The sequence below is a fragment of the Clostridioides sp. ES-W-0018-02 genome (assembly GCF_020658175.1).
In the GTDB taxonomy this organism is placed as follows: domain Bacteria; phylum Bacillota; class Clostridia; order Peptostreptococcales; family Peptostreptococcaceae; genus Clostridioides.
This window is the reverse complement of record NZ_JACVVY010000001.1, coordinates 235218-255276: the sequence shown is the minus strand read 5'-3', so window position 1 is coordinate 255276 and position 20059 is coordinate 235218. Positions and strand designations below refer to the sequence as shown.

The following is a 20059-nucleotide window of genomic DNA, read 5'->3' as shown; positions in this document are numbered from 1 at the left end:
AAATAGGAGGTAAAATAATGAAAGTTTTATTAACAGGGTTTGACCCATTTGGTGGAGAACCAATTAATCCCGCTCAAGAAGCTGTCGAAAGGGTCAAAGATAATATAAATGGCTCAGAAATTATAAAAATAACTATACCAACAGTTATGACAAAATCTGTTGAAGCAATAGATAAAGCTATTCAAAAACACAACCCTGATATAGTAATATCAGTCGGACAAGCAGGAGGTAGATTTGATATTACACCTGAGAGAGTTGCTATAAATGTAGATGATTTTAGAATAAAAGATAATGAAGGAAATCAGGTTATAGACACGGTTATAAAAGAAGATGGTCAACCTGCATATTTTTCAAAATTACCTGTAAAAGCTATGGTAAAACATATGAATGAAAATAAAATTCCAGCTAGTGTTTCAAATACTGCAGGTACATTTGTTTGCAATCATGTAATGTATGGAATTCTTTACATGATAGATAAAAAATATCCTAATATAAAAGGAGGCTTCATACACATACCATACATGACTTCTCAAATAATAGATAAAAAGAATACACCATTTATGTCTTTAGAAGAAATAGTTAAAGGTTTGGAATTAGCCATAGAAGCTTGTGTAATCTACAAAGATGATATAAAAGAAATTGGTGGTGAAATTTCATAAAAAATATCTAAAATAAATTTTTTAAATTATAAATGAAAATAGACATTTTTTTAAATATAGACTGTAAGTATATTTGTTTAAATTCAAATTTACCTACAGTCTTTTACAATATGTACAATCTTCAAATGTAAAATTAAATTCTATTCTGTTCTCCCCACTCACACATTGCATCTAAAATCTTAATCAAAGACTTCCCTCTCTTTGATAAACTGTATTCTACTTTAGGTGGTATTTGAGGATATTCAGTACGAATAATCAAATCATCTGCTTCTAATTCCTTTAAAGATAAACTCAGAGTCTTATAAGAAATAGTCTTTATATAACGTTTTAGTTCATTATATCTAACAACTTTAAATTCAGCAAGGCAATAGAGAATTACCATCTTGTATTTTCCATTAATCAGTGAAAGTGTATAACTAAACCCTGTTTCACTTAAATCTGCTTGTGAGATACAATCCATATCCATGTGCTACACTCTCCTTTAGGTTAGTATTGAACAAAAATGTGCGTACTTGTCTTTTAGCTAATTTATAATAAAATTATAGTGTAAGAACAATTAAAAGTCAATTTGCTATAATACATATAAATTCTACTTAATGCTAGTACTTTAGCATATTGTCAAATTTTAATTTATTTACTCTTTAATTCAAGTTATAAAAAACTTCTAACATAATGTAGTTTCATATCACTGATAAATTTAGTAATAGGAGGTGTTTTAAATGTAAATCTAAGAACAAATGGAATATACCTGTACTTATAGATTCATAGAAAACCTATTTTAGAAAAAGCAAAGACCCTTGAATATCGATTAAATAAATTTTACTGGAGGAATTTCTAATGAAAGTTTTATTAATAAATGGTAGCCCAAACCAATACGGGTGTACTTATACAGCATTAAATGAAGTTGCTAAAACATTAAATAAGCATGACATTGAAACCGAAATATTATATTTAGGTAAAAAACCAATACCAGGTTGTATTGCTTGCTCATCATGCTTTCAAACTGGCAAATGTACTTGGAATGATAAGGTCAATGAGTTAGCGAAAGAACTAGATAATATTGATGGTATTATTGTTGGCTCACCTGTATATTTTTCCGGTGCAAGTGGACAACTAACTTCATTTCTTGACCGCTTATTTTTTTCAGCTGGAAGTAAAATGGCAAAGAAACTTGGTGCATCAGTTGTATCATGTCGACGTGGTGGAGCAACTGCAACATTTGACCAACTGAATAAATATTTCTCAATCAGTAATATGCCTATTGTATCATCACAATACTGGAATCAGGTTCATGGTTTTACCCCAGAGGATGTTATGAAAGATAAAGAGGGATTACAAACTATGAGAACTTTAGGTGAAAACATGGCATGGCTTCTTAAGTGTATTTCAGCTGGGCAAAAAACAGGAGTCAAAGACCCTCAATATGAAGAAAAAATTATGACTAATTTTATACAATAAATAATTTGGTTTTATTAATGGTTAATTTAAAATTAAAGTGATACTTAATAAATGGAATAGCTCATATAAAACAGTATAATACCTAAATAGTGGTTTTGATTCTATTTATATCAAAACCACTATTTTATTATTTAATCTGTTTAAAACGATTAATTTCTGACATGCTCAGTTATACCCTTCCTTTTTCTTTTATAAAAATAGATTAACCCAATAATAGCTGGGAGTATTGGTGATAAAAATTGAACAAAATAAACGCCTATAAATCCATATTCTAAAATAGTTCCTAGTGTATAACTAAGGGATAGTCTAATAACTACAGAATCTAACAATGCATTAAACATAGCTAGACTAGTAAAACCTATACCAGTTACAAATGAATCATAAATATACATTACTGCATAAATCAACTGTTAATTAAACAATAAATTCTAAGATACACAATTCCCTCTCTAATAACTGCTTGATTTTTAGACCCCCCAAATACAACTATTGGTTCTGCAAATATTTGTACAAAACAATGGAAATAAATGTTACAACCAAGCTTAATAATAACAGCTTGACCAACTGCCCAACATAGCATCCCTGCAAAAGTATTTATCTTCAATCCAATTCCAGATACTGCTGAGACAGCAACTCCATAATTATTTAATATGCCAGTCATTAATAAGTAGGATATATTGACCATAGACATTTGTATGAAATATAGAAAGTTATTAATAACCATACTTATCAATGTCTTCTATATTCTTAGATTTTTATCAAATACACTCCTAAAATATACAATATATATATATGTATTGGATAGTATAAATAAAACAAATATTTCATACTCTTACCTTTTTCTCCATTATAAAGCAACATAAAAGGAAGTGACGCAATCATCATCCATTGGTAATTTTCTAGAAGAGATTTTTTCAAGCTATAATCTCCTCCTGCTATGGCTACAAATATAAATATACACATCAAAACATAACAAATACTTAAACTAAACTTCTTTCCTCTACATAAATAAAAAATAATCCCCAGTGCAATCAAAATTGGTCCCCCTTCTACCAAAAATGGTACTGGTACAAAAATCATAATAAACATAAGTACTTTATCCACTGAGCTAAAAAGTAAAGTTAATATAACGATTCCTAAAATTATAGGAACACTTATCATCAAAAGCCCTCTCACAAGATACTTTTTTTCTTTTTCTGCTCTAAATTTCTTTATAAATTCTATAGCCTGTAAATAAATTACTACCAAAAATAATGTTGCAAAAATATTATTCATAATTATTGAACCTTCTGGATTTTGGAAAGCAGTATTAATTATTTGATTCCCTATTGCCATAATGATAGCCCCTACATATAATCTAGCAATATACTTTTTTTTGTTGCTTGTATGACAAAACCCTTCTACTACCATAAACGTAAACAATGGTGCTGATATTCTACCTAACCAATGAAACCAAACTGGTATATGCATTGTTTGTGGCATAAAAGCTGCTATATGGTCAAATGTCATAAATACCAGTGCTAATATTTTAATAGTAAATCCATTGAAACCTTTTTTAAGAAAATCCATATCATATCTCCTACTTCTGATTTATTTTTATGACGACTTCTGTTCCTATTCCTATTTCACTATTCACATAAATACTACCTTTATGAATCTCTATTATCTCTTTAGAAATAGCCATTCCAAGACCAGAGCCTTTATGTAATTCACCTGTATTAGTACCTCTATAATATTTTTCAAAAATATGCTTTAAATCATTTTTACTTATTCCTACTCCACTATCTTTTATTATAATTTCTATAGTATCTTTTTTTACTATTTCTATTTTTATCAGAGTTTCTTCTTTATTATGCACTATTGAATTAAATATGAGATTTGTTATAGCTCTTCTAAATAAAATTGAATCTACATATACTTCAATTAAATCTTCATAACTTACAAACTCAATATTTCTATTTTTATATCTATTGTCATTTAGAATATCTATTATTATATTTCTAACCAAACTAACTAAATTTATTTTCTTCTTGTTCAAAACTAAGCTATTATTTTTTAATCGAGTTGATAAATTTAAATCATCAACCAAATTTTTTATATACTTGGACTTATTGTATATAATCTCTGTATATTCTCGTAATTCCTCTTCCACAAATTCATAATCTTTATCATTGATTATCTCTGCATATCCTTGTATAGAAGCCAGTGGTGTATTTATATCATGTGTTATATTAGCTAACCATTCCTCTCGCATCTCTTCATTTTCTTTTCTCTCTGCTTCGTTTACCCTCAATGTATCAGCCAACATATTGATATTTTCAAAAACTTCTTCATATATTCCCCTGTTTTTAAGATATAAACTATAATTTCCGTTAGCCATAGTTTCAATACTCCATATTACATTGGATATTGGCTTTGTAAGTTTTCTACTAAATAAGTATCCTATGCTTAAAGCTACCATCCCATCAATTACCAATGTCAAAGTGATAATTTTATTTAAAATTGCTTTAGCATTATCTTGAGAATAAGTTAAAATTATTCTCGATACATCTCTACTAGGCATACCTATTATTATATTTAGATGTTTGTTGCCTAAATATTTTTCTAAAACAAAATTAGTATACTCTGTTTCTATATATTTGTAGTTATTAACCATTTGAAAAGGAGTATATTTTTTTGGAGTATTCGTTGGCACATTTACTCCATACAATTCTTCTCCTGAGTCATTTAAAACTTGTACCCAAAAATGTGATTTTTTTAATTTGTCAATGCCAACTTTTGATAACTTGAACTCTCCATTTTTTTCATATAGCTCTTTTTCAAAAGAACGAGCAAACTCTTCAGGACTGTTTTTAGAACCTACAACATTAAAAAAATTATTAGTCGAAATCACATATAAAATAGACGCAATATTTATAATAACCACTGATATAACTATAAATACAATTGTAAGCATAAAGTTTCTAGTAATCTTCCACTTCATATTCTAATCTTCCTTTACTGCTAATTTATATCCAAGTCCTTTTATTGTAAGGATATATTCTGGCTTTGAAGGATTATCTTCTAATTTTTCTCTAATCTTTCTAATATGAACCATTATAGTATTATCAAATCCAATATAATCTTCACCCCATACTTTATCCCATAACTTTTCTTTACTTATAATTTGATTTTGATTGTGTGCAAATAAAGACAATATTTTTAATTCTTTTGCAGATAATGCAATAGACTTACCATCTTTTATGAGTTCTGCTCTACTTTCATTTAATTTATATGGACCAAATGATATAATCTTTTCTTTATTATCTGAGTTTATGCTTTCATTTTGTTCTTCATTAAAATAATTTAGTCTTCTTAGATGAGCTTTTGCCCTAAAAGCGACTTCTTTAGGACTAAAAGGCTTTGTAACATAATCATCGCCTCCAATTGCTAGTCCAAGTAATTTATCTAACTCTTCCGTCTTAGCTGATAAAAATATGATTGGTACATTAGAGTTTTTTCTTATTTCTTTACAAATATCGTACCCTTCACCATCTGGCAACATAATGTCCAGAATGATTAAGTTGGGATTATATTTTTTAAATACTTCCAATCCTTCCTTTCTTGTTTTTGCAGTATACACATTGTTAAGACCTTCTTTCTTAAATACAGTTTCTAAGAGTTTTAAAATTTCTACCTCATCATCTATTACTAAAATGCTATTTTCCATAAATAACCTCCTATGATAATTTATCTATATATTAACATATATCTTCTCTAAGCTTCATTTATATTATTTTAAATCAAGTCAATATATAAACAAAATCATTGTTCTTTTTTATTCTTAATTAAAACCTTTTACTTGATGTAAAATTTTTATATGTTATTTTAGTTAATATTATTATCAATATGATTGAGATTAATATAGATAAACCTATTAAAGTATTTGGTACATTATACTTAACAATTTGTTGACTCATCATAATCCAGTTTGGAGTAATAGAAACAAATTTTATAGCATTATCTGGTATAAAGCCTGTAATAAAGTATGGAACAGCCATAATTAAGCCTCCTAATATGAAAGGCATTACAGCTGATTTAAATATTGAAGAAAGTGCTAGTCCTATTTGTGCAAATATGAAAGAACCAAAAATGACTGATACTATAACAATCAAGTACATTTGTATTATGGTAAGATTTAAATTACTATTACTAAAATACCATAAGTTCTTAATTGGTTCATTCAAATTTTTAAATTCAAAAAAACTAAATCCTCTAATCCCAACCAATAATACAAAAGAAATGTTAATCATGGACAAAGTCAATCCATTAGCTATTATTTTTGATACTACTACTGACTTTTTCCCATTTTTAGTTGTATTTATTAGACTTGTCATATTAGAATCATATTCTTTTGTATAGTTTCCAGAAGTTATTATAAACATTATCAACCCTATTAAAGGTATAGAACCCTCTATCTTATAAAATATATCTGAATATGTGTCAAAAACATTAAATTTTCTAATCAATACAAACCCAAATAATAGTAAAAGTATCCAAAGCATCCAAACACTTTTTAATTTTAAGGCTTTTATTATTTCTGCTTTAACTAAATTTATCATATCTGTTATATCTCCTTTGCATCTTCTAAATCAAAGTAAAGCATATATACATCCTCAAATTTTGCTTGAACTAGTTGTACATTAGCTTCAGTTGGAGTATTTTCTGACACAACTCTAATTACTATTGAATTAACATCACTTTGAATACTTATAACTTTATATTTAGATTGAATCTCATCAATATCACACTCATCTTCAACTTGAATATTATAAACTTTATCTTGCATATGATTTAATATTTCTTTATGTGTTCCTTTCATAAGAAGTTTACCATTTTTAATCATTATTGTTTCTTTTGCAACTGATTCTATATCTGAAATTATATGAGTAGAAAGAATTATTATCTTATCCCTTGATATTTTTGCTATTAGATTTCTAAACCTCGCTCTTTCTTGTGGGTCAAGTCCTGCTGTTGGTTCATCAAGTACTATTATTTTAGGATTGTTTAATAAAACTTGTGCTATGCCAACTCTTCTTTTCATACCTCCAGAGAATTTTCCTATAGCCTTATTTCTGACATCATAAAGACCTACTAACTCTAACAATTCATCTATCCTACAATTTAAATTTCTGCCTTTTAGACCTTTCAACGCTCCTATATATTGTAAAAATTGTCTAGCTGTAAAGTTTTTATATACTCCAAATTCTTGTGGTAAATATCCTAAAATATTTCTATAATCATCATCCATATTAAATATATCCTTACCATTGTAAAGTATTTGCCCACTCTCAGGTTTTATTAGTGTGGTTATTTGTTTCATTAGAGTGGATTTTCCTGCTCCATTTGGTCCTAAAAGACCATAAACTCCATTTTCTAATGTAACTGTAATTTTATCATTTACTACTTTTTTTCCATATATCTTTGAAATATTTTTAACTTCTAATTTATTCATTTTAATTCCCCTTTTATCTATTTATATACTTTGACTTTATTACTGAGAAACACAAAGTCATTATACCTAAAAATATTACTACTAAAAGTCCTATTGATAGATTGACAATATCTATATTCATTTTAAATATTCTAATATCACCTAAATAATTTCCTATTATTTTATTAAATCCAAATATTAAATCATAGTAATTTACCATTGAAATAATCGAAAGCAATCCTTTAGGTAATATGTGAACTACTGACATCACTTTAGCTACAGCTATACTTAAAATAAGAAAACCTACTGATGATATTGAAGATTTGCTAATAAAAGAACCTAACATAGCTATCATTGCCCATCCTTCAAACATTAAAATATCTATAGCTATATTTGATATTACATAATTGGTTATATTTGAATTTGCTTTTAATGTAGCTATATTGTCTACTATCCTAAACGATTCTAAGTCACCATTAATTGGTAATCCTTGTTGTATGCAGGTCATAATAAATATCCAGATTAAATAAACAAAATAAATTACTAATGGTATAAATATAGCAATAACTATTTTAGATTTTAATGCCTTTTCCTTCTCTTTTGATGATAGTATAATATCTTTTACTGAAGAAATTACTTCATCTGTATAAAGATTTGATACAGTTATGATTATGACAATCAACACCCCTATATTTATAAGTGAATTTGTGGCTCTATAATTAAATACCTTCCAAAAGTCAACATTTTTATATTCATCAACATTTAGATTATCAAGTTTTTCTTTTGACATGGATTTAATCTTTTTAGAAAATTTATCACTATATGTTTGATTTGAAAGTTGTTTTAAAATATCAAGTTTTTTTTGAAATTTATCATTAGCTATATCTGTTCTATTACTTGTATATTCTATATGACCTTTTTTCTCATCAATATAATAATCTTCTGTTTCTAAAACAGGTTTAACAAATATACTGATTAATAATATGAATATTAATATCCCTAAAGATATCAACATGCTCTTAGATTTAATCAATTTCTTTATTTCCCAACTTATCAATATACATTTCCTCCTAAGTCTTTTTAATTGCTTTTTATTTATATACATAATAAAACTTAAATCTTATATCAATATAATTCTAACCTTAAATAAAACTTAAATTATGTGTTTAGTTTTATTCGCTACTTATTTTTATTGTAATTTTTTAGTTTACATTTTTTATAATAAACTTGATATACTTTTATTAATAGGATTAAATCTAAGATAAGTTGGTGATTGTATGAAAAGTATAGATATTTATACAAAATTAAAAATAATCTTCTTAACATCTATGGCTATGTTTATTATTGGAGCAGCATTTATCTTTTTTATAGAAAATTATATAGTATCAATTATTTTTGTACTTGTTGGTATTTTTATTGATTGGAAATTTTATCGTTGCCCAAATTGTAATCATTATTTAGATTCAAGAATGGAACTTGTAAAGAATAGTACTTATTGCCCATATTGCGGAAAAATTATCAAATAGTGACTTAAATTGCATTTTATATTTAAAAGGAATTTTTTAATATAAAAACTTTATTATTAATAATCAAGATATTACATATAAATAATATAGTTTAACCAAATTTAATTGCATTGTTTTATTTATTTTTATAAAAGAACATATATATGTGTTATAGATATGCTCTTATCTTTTTTGTTGTCTCTTAAAATTTTTTATCATAACAAAAAAGATATAAAGAGTTATCTACAAGCTCTTTATATCTTTTAAATATCTATAAGTAAATCAATTAGTTTTTATATCTGTTTTAAAATATCTATATTAAAGTTCTTACTAACAATAAATTTTATTTTTTATATTATTGTTAATTTTAATATTCTAGCATTTCACTTTATTTATTCTTACATTCATTTTAATAATATATCCTGAATACTTTTTTAGTTTATCCTCTACTTTGAATCTAATTAATTCAAATATATAAACCTTTAATTCAATCTATTCATGTAAACCTTATCAGTTTATTGTCAGAGTTTATTCTTCAAAAAATAAATATAATTTTATAATATTTTTTAATCTAAAACAAGCATGTTGAATAATAAATCATATTCTAGTATTATTAACTTGTAGAATAAAAGCTAAATTGGTAAAACTAGAAAAATTTAGTAATAAAGTTATAGTGATAAGTACTAAAAAATTCTTTGTAAGTTATGTTAGCAAATTAGCACATATATAATTTTTTTATTTTTACTAAAGTTTTTAGGGGGATGGATAATATGTTTATTGGAGAAATAGACAGATGTACACATATATTGACTGCTTATATAAGTAGTTCATATGATTATTGTAATTTTATAGATACACAATTAGATGATTTTATATCAGAATATGGAGAAACTGTAGTTGAATCTTGTTTATATCAAGTTTTATTGTTAGTAAGTAGATATAATTAAAATTAAGTTTCATTTTCTAGAAAAACCTTTTTAGATTTTCTACCTTAAATAACTATATAATTTTTTATACTTTTCAAGTAACTATAACTTATTTTAAAGTAAAGATGTATTGGGAGTACATCTTTACTTTTTCACTATATAATTTAAAAGTATATACTATAAAATAAAACAACTATACAAATTACATCCTTTATATTCTCTTGAAGCACAAGAATCATTCTATACACATATTCTACAATTTCATCAAATATGAATCTAAGTTTTTACTACTCCAAATTTTATCTATCTATAACGCAAATCATATTTATAAAATATCCCCCTATTGTACTTAAATCATATATAAAGTAACATCAATATTTAGAATATTCAATATCAATTGCGTAACTGGTCAATAAAAATGTATAACTAGACAAATTTCCATATTTATATAAAAAATTCAAGAAAAATAATCATTTTATTTAGATATATTTTTTATTTTTTTATTTAATTTATATTAAAAAATATCACTAATAAAGATTTTAATTAGTGATTTTCAAAGTATTAATCACAGAAAATTATATACCTGTAAATTAACTTTAGCATTTCTAATTTATAAAATAAAAGCCCAGCAAAATCTTTACTGGGCTTTTATTTTATAAATTGAGTTTATTATTTTCACCCCATTTACACATTTCTTCTAAAATAGGCATTAATGACAATCCCCTTTTGGAAAGTGAATATTCAACTTTAGGAGGAATTTGAGGATATTCTTTGCGTATGATAATACCATCTCGTTCCAATTCTTTTAACTGATTATTGAGAATCTTATCAGTTATTGAACCAATACATCTTTTAAGTTCTCCATAACGTAATACATCATACTCGACTAACCAAAACATTATAATCATCTTCCATTTTCCTCCAATAATTGAAAGAGTATATCCAAATGGTGTAGAAGTTATATTAGTTAAATCAGATGTATTATAGTTTTTCATACTCATTTAATCACCATCCTATAATAAAGATACTATCCTAAATGTTAGTACCTTACTTAAAAGTAAATACTTGTTTAAATATAAGATAGCACATATACTTATATAAATAAAAGTTACAAATTACGAGGAGATGACTTTCATGAAAAAATGTAAAATAGAAGTAATAAAAACAACATTCCATAAAGATTTAGCAGATGAGTATGGATGTAAAGGTATTGGAAAATGCCCTATGCATAAAGTAGGAGAAGTATTTTTTGGAGATTTTGCTAAACCTGAAAAATTATGTGACGAAGCATGGAAAGCAATGTATCAATATGTATTTGCTTTATCTCATGGTAGTGAAAAATTTTACTATGGAGATTGGATAGATAAAGAAGGAGTGGCTATATGCTCCTGTAATGATGGAATTCGTCCTGTCATTTTTAAAATTGAGAGAACTGATGAAGAATCTAAAATGGAATATAAACCCATAAGATAGATAATAGTCTTAAACTAATTTTACTAATCATATTTTAAATGCATTATTCCAATTTATTCCTTAAAATTTAATGCTTATAGTGAAATATAGTACTAAAATTAAATTAATGAAATACAATAAAAGGAAATTGTATATTGTACAATTTATGTCATAAAAAAGATTCATTTAAATCGATTTTAAAAACTGTTAAGTAATGTACCTAATATTTTTTTAATCCAGTTATAAAGAGAATACTCCTACCAATAGATGTCTCTAACATGATTATAATATATGATAAATCTTGTTCATTTTGTCATATATTATAATCTTATTAATTCCTAATATATTTTTTGTAATACAAAATTCCCTAATGTAAGAATCCTTTGAAATTTCACTTTTATATAATTTTATTATTTTATTCTCTCCATAATCATAAATTTTAGATGTATTTCCTTTACCAATACATTCGTATTGTTTCATTATTTTCATCCTCTCAAATTCAATAATATTTATTATTATTTAATAGTATTTATAACTCAGATTTGATATAATACATAGGGTAAAATTTTAATTAATAAACCCTATATATTTACTTATATATTAAAGCTAACAAATTTAAAACTAAGGAGAGCTATATGTTAAAAGCAATAAAAGGAAATATAATTTTTACAAAGACTTCAGATACTTTCACAGTATTTGAAAATAGCTACATTATACTAAACAAAGGCAAAGTAAAAGGTGTCTTTAAAGATATACCTAAAGAATATAAAAACTCAGAAATCATAGACTATACTGATAAACTTATAATACCTGGTATGAACGACCTTCATTGCCATGCACCTCAGTTTAGAAATTTAGGCATGGCTATGGACAAGGAACTTATACCATGGCTTGAAACTTATACATTCCCAGAAGAATCAAAGTATATAGATATAGAATATGCTACAAAGATGTATAAAAAATTTGTAAAAGAAGTATGGAAATCAGGTACTACTAGAATAGCTGTATTTGCAACAATACATAAAGAAGCATCTATGAAACTTATGGATATTTTTAAAGAAGCTGGTCTTGGAGCATATGTTGGTAAAGTAAATATGAACATGAATTGTCCTGACACTCTACTAGAAAATACTGAGGATTCTATCAACGATACAGAAGAAATAATAAACAAATACAGTGACATAAATTCTATTGTAAAACCAATTATAACTCCTAGATTTATACCTAGTTGTACAAGTAATCTCTTAAGGGAATTAGGAGATTTATGTTTAAAGTATAATGTTCCTATACAATCACATTTATCTGAAAACCATGATGAAATTGAATGGGTTAAAAGTTTAGAACCTGAATCTAAATTTTACGGAGATGCCTACAATAGATACAATTTATTTGGTCAAACAGCTACATTAATGGCTCATTGTATTCACTGCTCTCAAGAAGAAATAGATTTAATGAAAGAAAATGAGGTTATGGCTGTTCATTGTCCTGCTTCTAATTTTAATGTTGGTAGTGGAGCCATGCCTATTAGAAAATTACTTGATAATAATATTAAACTAGCTCTTGGTTCAGATATAAGTGGTGGTCATACATTGTCAATATTTAAAGCAATAGTATCTGCAATCCAGCTATCTAAATTATACTGGGTAAATTCTAATAAGAAATGTAATTTCCTATCGTTATCTGAGGCTTTTTATATTGCAACTAAAAGTGGAGGAAGTTTTTTTGGAAAAGTTGGTAGCTTTGAAGAAAATTATGATTTTGATGCATTAATTATTGATGATTCAGATTTAAATCATGACAGCTACTCTATACTTGAAAGACTTGAAAGATTTATCTATGTTGGTGATGACAGAAATATTATTCATAGATATGTATGTGGAAAATTAATTGAGGAACCTTCTGTAGAATTATAATAAAAATTTTTATTGTACATAACTTACTTAATTCATATACTCAATAAAAAGAGTATGTACTAAAATCCATGAAATCATAGATTAAAACATACTCTTTTAGATTATCTTTGATTTATTTCTAGTTGTATTTAATTTTAATAATTATATTGTGTTTTTCATAGTCAGTTTTATTTCTAAACTTTAATTTATACACATTACTCTTAATCCTTAAATAAGAATGCTACAATTTTTATGAAGTTTAACTAAATTACTCTTTGTAATACCCTTCTAAGCTTTAATTTTAGTTTTATTGTATGCTTTGCATACAATAACTATTAAGCCTATACCTATAATCACCAAAGCTATTCTACTTATTACAAATCTCTGTGGAATATCAAATGCAAGATTCCCCATCGTGTCTGCAACTTTACTCTCTAATATAGAGTTCACTAAATTTTTACCAGATATAATAGATAGTGTACCAGAATTTGTTATAAGAAATATTATTGGAATAAAAATATATAGAAAGTTTCCATTTATATTACCAATAAACATGCCCATACCTGATATAAATAACACAGATGGTATTAAAATTAGAATTATAGGTTTTATAAATTGACTAAAATCATTAAATTGAAATAATCTATTGTAAAAAATAAAACTTATTGCAATTACAACTGCAACTGTTAGAAGATACGCAACTGCTATTGTAAAACTTTTTAAGCAAAAATATGTTGTAGGTTTTATCTTAGTGCTCATAGTAATTGTCCTTACAGCTTCTTCTCTCTTTGAAAAGATGTACGTGCAAAACACAAGAACTATAACTAGTAAAAATGGATTTACATCAAGTAAAAAACCAGAATAACTCCACTCTGAAAATGGTGCTGTGTCGTTTAAACCATAGATTGTCTTTGTCTTAAGGACATGGTAGGAGAACCATCCTGTTATTAATATTAAAACCAAATATACCTTAGAGAATAACAATCTCTTCATTTCATATTTTATTATTTTTAAATTATTCAAAATTCAATTCCTCCCCTGTAAGATTACAAGTCTTTAAGAAATCATCATATTTTAATATATTGTACTTATATTTGTTATATAAGTCTTTAAGAATAGCTTCAAACTTATCTTGTCCTAAAATCTCTTCTGCCTTCAAAATTTGTAATGGCATTTTGTTATATAGAAGTCTCATAGAATTAGGTGATAAAATATTGAATACATAATTTTCAGGCAATTTTTCCAAATACTGCGGATTATTCATATAGAAATTTCTCTTAAGCTTATCATTTTCTTCTTTCCAATTATCTATAGTTTTTTTACTATACTCTTTTCCATACTCGTATTCCATGAACTTATTAGTTGCATAATTTGTTATTCCTTCTGGTGACCAAGGAGGTGTCATTTGGTCAACTTGTACTATAATCCCCCACCACTGGTGGCATATTTCATGAGCCAAAACTTCAGATCCATTTTCTCCCTCTCCTATGTGAGTATCAAATACATCTGGGTTGAAAATACTTTCATCCATATAACTTATATTCTCATGTGCTTTTCCTCCAGTTACCTGTCCTGATGAGGCTCCTCCTTCTACTAGCTTAAGCGGAATAACTTTATAACGTTCTAGTTCTCCATATTGTTTTGTATAGAAATTGATAGAATCTTTTATAATTTTCTCTGCATTCATTTTATTTATTTTATCTCCATGCTTTCTATTATAGTAAAATTGCACATCAATCCCACCTGCTTTTATATCTTTTTTTACATAGTCTGCAGCTATTATAGTCAACATTATTCCTCTTGTGCTAAATTTCCATGTACATTCATTATCCTTTTTATCACCTTTTACCTTTTCTGTACTGATTCCACTTACTACAGGTGTTATTCCAGTAGGTAGAGTTATATTACCATGAATCATCGATTCCATTGTATTCATAGCATCAACTTTAGGTTTTGGAAATATTGAACCTTTACTACGTAACTCAACCTTATCTTTACTTATTGTATCTCCTGCAAGAATAGTTTCAAATAGTTGATTGTTTATTAATTTCCCTCCATACTCAATTTCAATTTTAAGATTTTTTTCTTTAGGTATATTCAAACTAAGTCTTCCTTCTGCTTGTTTCTTCTTAGAAATATCATATTTAGCTTTCTTACCATTTATCTTAATATCTTTAATATCGTATCCAGGATTTAAATCAAATTCCAAGTTTTGATTTTCTCCACTAGTATTTTCCATAGTGTATTGTATTTTGCCATCTAATCTTGCCTTTTTAGGATTTATTTTTATATCAAGATCTGAATCAAGTAATTTTATATTCTTATTTAGCTTTTCATCAGCACCAGTAGACATAACAGCACCTGAGCCAGACTTCTTATCTGATACCTTTTCCATTTTAGGTGGAGGAGTATCATCATAATATGGTTCAAATGCATATACACTATAAGAACCTGCAATTAATACTATAGTTAAAATTGATAGTAATACCTTTTTCATATTAATTAGTATAGATGAAAAAACATTTTTTTCATATTTTCTTGTGCATATCACACCTAATAAATACGTTGATATTGATATAAAACTCCAAAGTAGTCTATTCCAACATAAAGCTTTTAATTGCAAAGTATTCCCAAAGCTATCAGAATAAATAGTAACTTTTGTCTGTACCCAATCAATAAGATAACTATCTTTTATATTTATAGATAAAAATACTAGAACAAGGAGTATAATCATACTTAAATCAATACGTCTTGTTATAGAATAAAATCCTGCTGAAAGTAAAATACCAAATAATAAGGCTGGTAACATTAAAACTAAATAGTTTATAAGATAAGTACTTAAACTAAAATTATCACCCATCTTAATGATAGAATATGGAAAACATATAATCATCGAAATTATTACAGATACTATAGTTGATATAAGAATAGAAATCACTCTAGCTAAATTTAAACTTTTAGCATCCATAATAGTTTCTATGATACCATTGGTTTTGTTTCTATAAATACTATCCATCTCATATATTGTAAACATTGAGAATAAAACTGTACCTATTAAAGCCCCTAACTTTGCTGGATTAAGTAAAACAGGTATACTCAAACTAAGTGATTGTCCTGAACTACCTTGGGGCAATAATCCAGGATTTTCATACATTATTATTGATAGACCTGGTATCAGTGCTATTACTACTATGAAAGTCCATGTAATCTTTGAGCTAAAAATCCTCTTTATCTCATCTTTGATAAATTTAATTGATTGCATTACTTTATCTCCTCCTCAGATATTAAAAACATATACGCATCCTCTAATGATGGTTCTACAGGTATCGCAAATTCTGAAAGCTTATGACTTACAATACGATATGAAGTCCCTGTTGTAGTAAGAATACTTGATGTAACTTTAAATTTGCTTGTTTTATTGCTATGTATTTTTCCATTTTTATCTTCATAAACTCCAACATGTCCCTCCGCTTTTTTAATTAACTCTTCAGAACTTCCATCAAATAGCACATTTCCTTTATTTATTACTATCAATCTATTACATACAGACTGAACATCTTCTATAATATGTGTGGACAATATTACAATCTTATCTCTTGAGTTTTTTGAAAATAAATTACGGAAGTTTATTCTCTCCTCAGGGTCTAGTCCGACTGTAGGTTCATCTAGTATTAATAACTCTGGATTTCCCATTATTGCTTGAGCTATTCCAACTCTCTGTTTTTGACCACCTGATAGGGTCTTAATCTTTGAATTTATCTTTTCTAATAGATTAGTTTGACTAATAACTTCTTCTATTATCTTTTTTGTGTTCTTATTAATACCTTTTAAAACTGACATGTACTCAAGAAATTGATACACTGTCAACTCATCATACAAACCAAATTCTTGTGGTAAATATCCTAATTTACTTTTTAAATTTGTTTCATTCTGTTTAAGGGGTTTACCATTTACTAAAATCTTACCTGAAGTTTGAAGTATTCTTGAAGTCAAAAGTTTCATTAAAGTACTTTTACCTGCTCCATTAGGACCAAGTAAGCCTATCAAATTTGGACTTTCAAGACTTATATTTATATCTTTTAGTGCTTCCTTCCCTGCTCTATAAGTCATATTTAAATTTTTAACATCAATTTTCATGTTTCACTCACCTTTCACGTTTTTTAGTTTCTTATTACATTTTTTATTATATAAATGAAGTATGTAGTTAATATGTTCTTATCTTGTTTTTTATATGGTAGCTAAATACTTTTTAAATACATTCTTATACTCAAAATAACCCTATACTAAAATTTAAATTTAACCTTAAAATTTTAGTATAGGGTTATTTTATTTATAAAATATTTACTGCAATGTATTTTTTAATGCGATAGGAAATATAGCTGTAAATTTTACACCTACTGATGTATTTTCAATTTTATATTTGACCTTGTGCATATCAAATATAACTTTAATAATATACAATCCTAGACCACTTCCACCAGATTGTCTACTTCGTGACTTATCTACACGATAAAAAGGATTAAAAATATTTTCTATCTCAGATTCTTCTATAAATGTATTTGAATTCTCAACTTCAAAAACTCCACATTCATTATTCTTATACAATTTTATACTTACCAAAACACCATTTTTTGAGTGCTTAATTGAATTGTTAATAATATTAGAAATAGCTTTTTTCATCAATTTTATATCTACAAAAGAGTATAAATTTTTTTCTATATCAGTAATAACATCTATATTCTTATTTTCTGCTAATATCAAGTAATTTTGTATTGATTTCTGTACTAATGAACTCATATTGATTTCTACTGTATTTAATTTAAATCCAGATGACTCCATACGAGAAATATCGAGAATTTCACGTACCATTTCTTCCATACTTTCTATTACCTTAAGTGAATGTCTTAAATAAGTATCTCTATCTTTATACATGCCAACATTGTATATCATGCCTTCAAGTTGACCTTTTATAATCGTAATTGGTGTTTTTAACTCATGAGATACTGCTGCAAAAAAAGTTCTTCTACTTATTTCATTCTTTCTTTCCTTTTCAATGTCTTCTTGAAGCTTTAAATTTGCATGCTCAAGATTATTAAGTGTGCTTGATAAATTATGTGCAAGCTCATTTAAACTTAAAGCAAGAGAGCCTATTTCATCATCACTTTCTACATCACATCTAACATCTAAATTCATCTGTGCAATTTTTTTTGAAGTATTACTTATCTTGACAACAGGTTTTGTAATTACTCTAGAATAAATAAATGAAGTAACTAGTGATATTATCAAAATCATTATTGTAACTACTGGTATCAATTTTAATAAAACCATAGAAGCTTCATCAACTACCATCAATTTTGGCATAACAGAGAGAATATATTTATCTGAACTATTTTTAAATGTAATATCAGTGGATATGGCACTTACATAACTACTTCCCGAAATTTGATTATTATTTAGGTAATTATATAAAAAATTATCTTCATTGAATATGGTTCTTTGCTTCTTATTTGATATAATATTTTCATCACCTAATTTCCCATACTTTATATTAGATGGTATTTCTACTGATTTTCCATTTTTCATTAAATTAATAGACACATTATTTTCAATTATAAAATCATAAAATTTAGGTGTAGAATCCTCATATTTAGTCTTCTCAATAACTTTAACAAATTCATTCAGATTTTTTTTGATATCATCTGTTAAGTATGATTTATATGTTTTGGGCATTGACATCATGATAAATATGTAAATTAGTGTACAGGATAAAATAAGTATCAAAGTTGTACTTAAAAAAACTTTTCTATTTAGACTTTTCTTAATCCAATACATCAATCCTATATCCTACCCCTCTTATTGTTTCTATGTAATTCACATCAAGCTTTTTTCTAAGATTTTTTATATGTGTGTCTACAACCCTTTCATCTCCTAAAAAATCATATTTCCACAGGCTATTTATTAAATTTTCTCTAGTAAGTACACTACCCTTGTGTTCTATTAGTTCCTTTAGAACTTCAAATTCTCTAGCAGTCAATTCAATCTGTTTACAATTAACAAAAACTTTATATCCTTCAACATCAACATTGATATCTCTATATGATAAAAATTCTCTATCTTCATGATTTTCTTCCTTATCCCCAGTTCTTCTTAATACTGCCTCTACTCTTTTTAGAAGAACAATTGTAGAAAATGGTTTTGTAATATAATCATCCACTTTTAATTCAAATCCTTTTACTTGGTCTGTTTCTTCATCCAATGCTGTAAGTATAATAATTGGAATATTAGATTCATTTCTTATTATTTCACAAACTACAAAGCCATCTATTTTTGGCATCAGTATGTCTAATAAAATCAAATTGTTGCTTTTTAAACTTTTCAATTCCATCAAGACCATTATTTGCTGTTATGATAGTATAATCTACATTTTCTAAAAATGTTTTTATTATATTTTGGATATCTATATCGTCTTCTATGACCAATATTCTCTTTGACAAGCTTATCCCCTCTTTCTATAATTATAAACTTTAGATTGTATAACATATTTAGATTATACACTATCTTTATGTTTTTGATGTGTAGCATATGGTACTTCTCCTAAGTACTTTTCATATTATATTTATAAAATTGCGAAGTCAATATAATAACAATATGAATTTTTTCCATTCATTTTTTAAATTTTTTCTTATTTTATCTT

Annotated in this window: 23 protein-coding genes; 6 read left to right on the top strand and 17 right to left on the bottom strand. The window is 26.3% G+C overall.

Going from position 1 to position 20059, the window contains the following annotated elements; genetic code table 11:
- The first annotated feature begins 17 nt into the window (after positions 1-17).
- Positions 18-659: a pyroglutamyl-peptidase I gene (gene pcp / locus IC219_RS01210; protein WP_227433163.1), complete on the top strand. Its 642-nt coding sequence runs from the start codon at positions 18-20 to the stop codon at positions 657-659.
- A 133-nt stretch (positions 660-792) separates the two neighbouring features.
- Here the strand turns inward: pcp and IC219_RS01205 are convergent, their stop codons facing one another.
- On the bottom strand, positions 793-1125 hold the full coding sequence (locus IC219_RS01205; protein WP_227433162.1) for a winged helix-turn-helix transcriptional regulator: 333 nt from the start codon (positions 1123-1125) through the stop codon (positions 793-795).
- A 371-nt stretch (positions 1126-1496) separates the two neighbouring features.
- Between IC219_RS01205 and IC219_RS01200 the strand changes: the two genes are divergently transcribed.
- Complete coding sequence (locus IC219_RS01200) at positions 1497-2117, top strand: flavodoxin family protein (RefSeq protein WP_227433161.1); 621 nt, start codon at positions 1497-1499, stop codon at positions 2115-2117.
- 149 nt (positions 2118-2266) lie between these two features.
- On the opposite strand, the gene IC219_RS01195 is transcribed toward IC219_RS01200, so the two are convergent.
- The 8 genes from IC219_RS01195 to IC219_RS01160 all read right to left on the bottom strand — a co-directional run bounded on the left by IC219_RS01195 (position 2267) and on the right by IC219_RS01160 (position 8647).
- Positions 2267-2509, bottom strand: a complete 243-nt coding sequence (locus IC219_RS01195; protein WP_227853313.1) for a hypothetical protein — start codon at positions 2507-2509, stop codon at positions 2267-2269.
- Between the two features lie 11 nt (positions 2510-2520).
- Complete coding sequence (locus IC219_RS01190) at positions 2521-2841, bottom strand: hypothetical protein (protein WP_227831074.1); 321 nt, start codon at positions 2839-2841, stop codon at positions 2521-2523.
- Positions 2842-2864: 23 nt separating this feature from the next.
- Positions 2865-3686, bottom strand: a complete 822-nt coding sequence (locus IC219_RS01185; RefSeq protein ID WP_227831075.1) for a TraX family protein — start codon at positions 3684-3686, stop codon at positions 2865-2867.
- A 10-nt stretch (positions 3687-3696) separates the two neighbouring features.
- Positions 3697-5100 (bottom strand): sensor histidine kinase, encoded by a 1404-nt coding sequence (locus IC219_RS01180; RefSeq protein ID WP_227831076.1) that lies wholly within the window; start codon positions 5098-5100, stop codon positions 3697-3699.
- 3 nt (positions 5101-5103) lie between these two features.
- Positions 5104-5826, bottom strand: a complete 723-nt coding sequence (locus IC219_RS01175) for a response regulator transcription factor (RefSeq protein WP_227433156.1) — start codon at positions 5824-5826, stop codon at positions 5104-5106.
- A 118-nt stretch (positions 5827-5944) separates the two neighbouring features.
- Complete coding sequence (locus IC219_RS01170) at positions 5945-6718, bottom strand: ABC transporter permease (RefSeq protein WP_227831077.1); 774 nt, start codon at positions 6716-6718, stop codon at positions 5945-5947.
- Between the two features lie 5 nt (positions 6719-6723).
- Positions 6724-7611 (bottom strand): ABC transporter ATP-binding protein, encoded by an 888-nt coding sequence (locus tag IC219_RS01165; protein WP_227831078.1) that lies wholly within the window; start codon positions 7609-7611, stop codon positions 6724-6726.
- A 13-nt stretch (positions 7612-7624) separates the two neighbouring features.
- On the bottom strand, positions 7625-8647 hold the full coding sequence (locus IC219_RS01160; protein WP_227831079.1) for a hypothetical protein: 1023 nt from the start codon (positions 8645-8647) through the stop codon (positions 7625-7627).
- A gap of 220 nt (positions 8648-8867) precedes the next feature.
- Here IC219_RS01160 and IC219_RS01155 point away from each other — a divergent pair, with 220 nt between their 5' ends.
- Both IC219_RS01155 and IC219_RS01150 read left to right on the top strand, forming a co-directional pair.
- On the top strand, positions 8868-9116 hold the full coding sequence (locus IC219_RS01155) for a hypothetical protein (protein WP_227433149.1): 249 nt from the start codon (positions 8868-8870) through the stop codon (positions 9114-9116).
- Between the two features lie 749 nt (positions 9117-9865).
- On the top strand, positions 9866-10042 hold the full coding sequence (locus tag IC219_RS01150) for a hypothetical protein (protein ID WP_227433148.1): 177 nt from the start codon (positions 9866-9868) through the stop codon (positions 10040-10042).
- Positions 10043-10674: 632 nt separating this feature from the next.
- Here IC219_RS01150 and IC219_RS01145 read toward each other — a convergent pair.
- Positions 10675-11016, bottom strand: coding sequence for a winged helix-turn-helix transcriptional regulator (locus IC219_RS01145; protein ID WP_227433313.1), 342 nt, complete (start codon positions 11014-11016; stop codon positions 10675-10677).
- A 139-nt stretch (positions 11017-11155) separates the two neighbouring features.
- On the opposite strand from IC219_RS01145, the gene IC219_RS01140 reads away from it, so the two are divergent.
- Positions 11156-11494 carry a TIGR04076 family protein gene (locus IC219_RS01140; protein ID WP_227433146.1) on the top strand — a complete coding sequence of 113 codons (339 nt, stop codon included), beginning with the start codon at positions 11156-11158 and terminating at the stop codon, positions 11492-11494.
- A gap of 261 nt (positions 11495-11755) precedes the next feature.
- Here the strand turns inward: IC219_RS01140 and IC219_RS01135 are convergent, their stop codons facing one another.
- Positions 11756-11953, bottom strand: a complete 198-nt coding sequence (locus IC219_RS01135) for a hypothetical protein (protein WP_227433145.1) — start codon at positions 11951-11953, stop codon at positions 11756-11758.
- Between the two features lie 155 nt (positions 11954-12108).
- Between IC219_RS01135 and IC219_RS01130 the strand changes: the two genes are divergently transcribed.
- Complete coding sequence (locus IC219_RS01130; protein ID WP_227831080.1) at positions 12109-13386, top strand: amidohydrolase family protein; 1278 nt, start codon at positions 12109-12111, stop codon at positions 13384-13386.
- 267 nt (positions 13387-13653) lie between these two features.
- On the opposite strand, the gene IC219_RS01125 is transcribed toward IC219_RS01130, so the two are convergent.
- From IC219_RS01125 to IC219_RS21935, 6 genes are all read right to left on the bottom strand, one after another.
- A complete protein-coding gene (locus tag IC219_RS01125; RefSeq protein ID WP_227831081.1) occupies positions 13654-14388 on the bottom strand; it encodes a hypothetical protein in 735 nt (244 codons plus the stop codon).
- Positions 14381-16627 carry a M1 family aminopeptidase gene (locus IC219_RS01120; protein ID WP_227831082.1) on the bottom strand — a complete coding sequence of 749 codons (2247 nt, stop codon included), beginning with the start codon at positions 16625-16627 and terminating at the stop codon, positions 14381-14383. The genes IC219_RS01125 and IC219_RS01120 overlap by 8 nt, the downstream gene beginning before the upstream one ends.
- On the bottom strand, positions 16627-17502 hold the full coding sequence (locus tag IC219_RS01115; protein WP_227831083.1) for an ATP-binding cassette domain-containing protein: 876 nt from the start codon (positions 17500-17502) through the stop codon (positions 16627-16629). The genes IC219_RS01120 and IC219_RS01115 overlap by 1 nt, the downstream gene beginning before the upstream one ends.
- A gap of 204 nt (positions 17503-17706) precedes the next feature.
- Complete coding sequence (locus IC219_RS01110; RefSeq protein WP_227831084.1) at positions 17707-19197, bottom strand: sensor histidine kinase; 1491 nt, start codon at positions 19195-19197, stop codon at positions 17707-17709.
- Positions 19184-19699: a response regulator transcription factor gene (locus IC219_RS01105; RefSeq protein ID WP_413926917.1), complete on the bottom strand. Its 516-nt coding sequence runs from the start codon at positions 19697-19699 to the stop codon at positions 19184-19186. The genes IC219_RS01110 and IC219_RS01105 overlap by 14 nt, the downstream gene beginning before the upstream one ends.
- Positions 19668-19859 (bottom strand): response regulator, encoded by a 192-nt coding sequence (locus IC219_RS21935; RefSeq protein WP_413926918.1) that lies wholly within the window; start codon positions 19857-19859, stop codon positions 19668-19670. The genes IC219_RS01105 and IC219_RS21935 overlap by 32 nt, the downstream gene beginning before the upstream one ends.
- Positions 19860-20059: the final 200 nt, after the last annotated feature.

Coding starts and splice junctions, on each gene's coding strand:
- pcp (WP_227433163.1), top strand. CDS start 18: ATGAAAGTTTTATTAACAGGGTTTGACCCATTTGGTGGAGAACCAATT.
- IC219_RS01205 (WP_227433162.1), bottom strand. CDS start 1,125: ATGGATATGGATTGTATCTCACAAGCAGATTTAAGTGAAACAGGGTTT.
- IC219_RS01200 (WP_227433161.1), top strand. CDS start 1,497: ATGAAAGTTTTATTAATAAATGGTAGCCCAAACCAATACGGGTGTACT.
- IC219_RS01195 (WP_227853313.1), bottom strand. CDS start 2,509: ATGTATATTTATGATTCATTTGTAACTGGTATAGGTTTTACTAGTCTA.
- IC219_RS01190 (WP_227831074.1), bottom strand. CDS start 2,841: ATGGTTATTAATAACTTTCTATATTTCATACAAATGTCTATGGTCAAT.
- IC219_RS01185 (WP_227831075.1), bottom strand. CDS start 3,686: ATGGATTTTCTTAAAAAAGGTTTCAATGGATTTACTATTAAAATATTA.
- IC219_RS01180 (WP_227831076.1), bottom strand. CDS start 5,100: ATGAAGTGGAAGATTACTAGAAACTTTATGCTTACAATTGTATTTATA.
- IC219_RS01175 (WP_227433156.1), bottom strand. CDS start 5,826: ATGGAAAATAGCATTTTAGTAATAGATGATGAGGTAGAAATTTTAAAA.
- IC219_RS01170 (WP_227831077.1), bottom strand. CDS start 6,718: ATGATAAATTTAGTTAAAGCAGAAATAATAAAAGCCTTAAAATTAAAA.
- IC219_RS01165 (WP_227831078.1), bottom strand. CDS start 7,611: ATGAATAAATTAGAAGTTAAAAATATTTCAAAGATATATGGAAAAAAA.
- IC219_RS01155 (WP_227433149.1), top strand. CDS start 8,868: ATGAAAAGTATAGATATTTATACAAAATTAAAAATAATCTTCTTAACA.
- IC219_RS01150 (WP_227433148.1), top strand. CDS start 9,866: ATGTTTATTGGAGAAATAGACAGATGTACACATATATTGACTGCTTAT.
- IC219_RS01145 (WP_227433313.1), bottom strand. CDS start 11,016: ATGAAAAACTATAATACATCTGATTTAACTAATATAACTTCTACACCA.
- IC219_RS01140 (WP_227433146.1), top strand. CDS start 11,156: ATGAAAAAATGTAAAATAGAAGTAATAAAAACAACATTCCATAAAGAT.
- IC219_RS01135 (WP_227433145.1), bottom strand. CDS start 11,953: ATGAAACAATACGAATGTATTGGTAAAGGAAATACATCTAAAATTTAT.
- IC219_RS01130 (WP_227831080.1), top strand. CDS start 12,109: ATGTTAAAAGCAATAAAAGGAAATATAATTTTTACAAAGACTTCAGAT.
- IC219_RS01120 (WP_227831082.1), bottom strand. CDS start 16,627: ATGCAATCAATTAAATTTATCAAAGATGAGATAAAGAGGATTTTTAGC.
- IC219_RS01115 (WP_227831083.1), bottom strand. CDS start 17,502: ATGAAAATTGATGTTAAAAATTTAAATATGACTTATAGAGCAGGGAAG.
- IC219_RS01110 (WP_227831084.1), bottom strand. CDS start 19,197: ATGTATTGGATTAAGAAAAGTCTAAATAGAAAAGTTTTTTTAAGTACA.
- IC219_RS01105 (WP_413926917.1), bottom strand. CDS start 19,699: ATGCCAAAAATAGATGGCTTTGTAGTTTGTGAAATAATAAGAAATGAA.